The following is a 2,198-nucleotide window of genomic DNA, read 5'->3' on the forward strand; positions in this document are numbered from 1 at the left end:
CGGCGGGCAAGCGCGGGCAGCGAGTTGCGCGACGCCTTCTGCTGGAGCTGCTTCGCCAGCTGGGCGCGCTTCTCGGGGGTCAGCGCTGCAAGCTTCTTCTTGATGTCGCTCATGTTGAATGGCTCGTTCCTGGATGCCGCGCTGCGTGCTGCGCACTCCGTCCTCGAGTCAGGCGCTCAAGGCGCTCAACGTGCCCACGCGCCGGGCAATGCTGCGCGTCTGGGCCTGGGGGACGCTGACTGGAGTTGTTCCTTCTTCTCCTTGTCGAGAGGCGTCCGACTGGCACTCATGGGGCTTCCTGGTCCGGGCCGGGAGAAGTTTCAGGAGGGGTGAGGCATTGCCAGAGGGCCACCTGGAGATGGCACTTCCGGGCGTACGGGGGCGACGTGTTTCAGGCTCAGGGGGCTGCATAACAGCAAAGCCCCCGGTGCACATCTTGACTGCGAACAGCGAGTGCGGCCGGATGGCGAACAGCTTGAACCCCTGCGCATGACCCTCGCGGAACGTGGGCAACACGTACGCATGGGAAATCGTGCGCAGGCGCATGGCGCAGGCCGAGCAGCCGGACGACATGCTCGGGCTGATGCACCTGCTGGGGCTTCATCCAGAGGCGCACGCCCGGCTGCGACTACGACGTCCCTACGGGCACCATGCGGCACGCAGGCGCCTCAGCGCATCGTGGGCTGACCGCGCCGGCCCCGCGAGCGCCCTTGTCCTTGACGGGCACGCTCGCGAAGCCGGGCCCGTCGCTCAGGCCGCGGGCGCGGCATCCTCCTTCTGTCGCGCCGCCTCCAGCAGCGCCGTGAGCCGCTCGGCCAGCACCTGCACCCCCGGCATGCGCAGCACGCCGTAGTGGTCACCCGGCACCTCCGTCAGCGCCAGCCCGCCTTCCGCGATGGCGCCCCAGCCACGGTCCTGCTGGGACGGGGCATCGCTCCCTTCGCTGGCGCGCAGCAGGGTGATGCGGACGGGGAGGGGCGCGGGCCTGTAGCGGCTCAGGGCGCGTTGGTTGGCGGCGAAGACCTCGAACAGCGTGCGGAGCTGTTCCAGGCCCACCTCCGGGACGAGCAGGCCCGCCTTGTGTCCCTCGTCCAGCAGGGCCTGGAGCACGGCGTCCGTCCCCTGGTGGATGAGCGACGCGTCCGGCACCCACGAGGCCCCCGCGAGCCGGGCCTGGTCCTGGGCGAAGAGGGCCGCCACCCGCGCGGAGTCCTCCACCTCCCCCCGCAACCGGTCCGCAGTGGCCGGGCTCGGATCCACCAGGACCAGCAGCTCCACCGACTCGCCGCGCGCCTGGAGTTGGCGGGCCATCTCGAAGGCGACCACCGCGCCCATGGACCAGCCGCCGAGCAGGTACGGCCCGTGAGGCTGCACGGTACGCAGGGACTCGAGGTAGAGCGCCGCCATCTCCTGCACGGAGTCGAGCGGCGGTTGCTGCCCGTCGAGCCCCTGCGACTGGAGGCCATACACGGGCTGCTCCGGCCCCAGCCGCCGGGCCAGCTCCGCGTAGCCAAGGACGTTGCCGCCCACGGCATGGACGAGGAACAGCGGCCTGCGCGCGCCCCCGCGGTGGATGGGCACGAGCGGCGAGAAGGGCGCCGGGACGCGCCGCAGCAGCGAGGCGAGCTGCTCCACGGTGGGAGCCTGGAACAGCGAGGCCAGCGGCAGCTGGCGCCCGGTGCGCTCGCGGATGCGCGCCATGAGCTGCACGGCGAGCAGCGAGTGGCCGCCCAGCTCGAAGAAGTTGGCGCGGATGCCGACGGAGCGCAGGCCGAGCAGCTCCTCCCAGATTCCAGCCAGCGTGTGCTCGAGCACGTCGCGCGGCGCGACGGTGTCGTCCGCGGCCTCGGCGCGGTCCGGCGCGGGCAGGGCCTTCCGGTCCACCTTGCCATTGGAGGTGAGCGGGAATGCGTCCAGGGCGACGAAGGCCGAGGGCACCATGTACTCGGGCAGCCGCTGCTTGAGGGACGCGCGCAGGGCGGCGGCGTCGAGCGGAGCCTGGTGGTGGGTGAGGTAGGCCACCAGTCGCTGAGCCCCGGGCACGTCCTCGCGTGCGAGCACCACCGCGCGACGCACCTCGGGCAGCGCCTCCAGGGCGGACTCCACTTCGCCCAACTCGATGCGGAAGCCGCGCAGCTTCACCTGGAAGTCGACGCGGCCCAGGAAGTCCAGCTCGCCGGTGGCCAGCCAGCGCACCT

The 2,198-nt window shown here is 71.7% G+C and carries 1 protein-coding gene; it reads right to left on the bottom strand.

Annotated elements, in window-relative coordinates; genetic code table 11:
* Positions 1-750 precede the first annotated feature (750 nt).
* Positions 751-2,198: thioesterase domain-containing protein (locus tag G4D85_RS48325; RefSeq protein WP_164021887.1), on the bottom strand; the 1,448-nt coding region annotated here is incomplete at its 5' end.

The sequence above is a fragment of the Pyxidicoccus trucidator genome (assembly GCF_010894435.1).
GTDB lineage: Bacteria > Myxococcota > Myxococcia > Myxococcales > Myxococcaceae > Myxococcus > Myxococcus trucidator.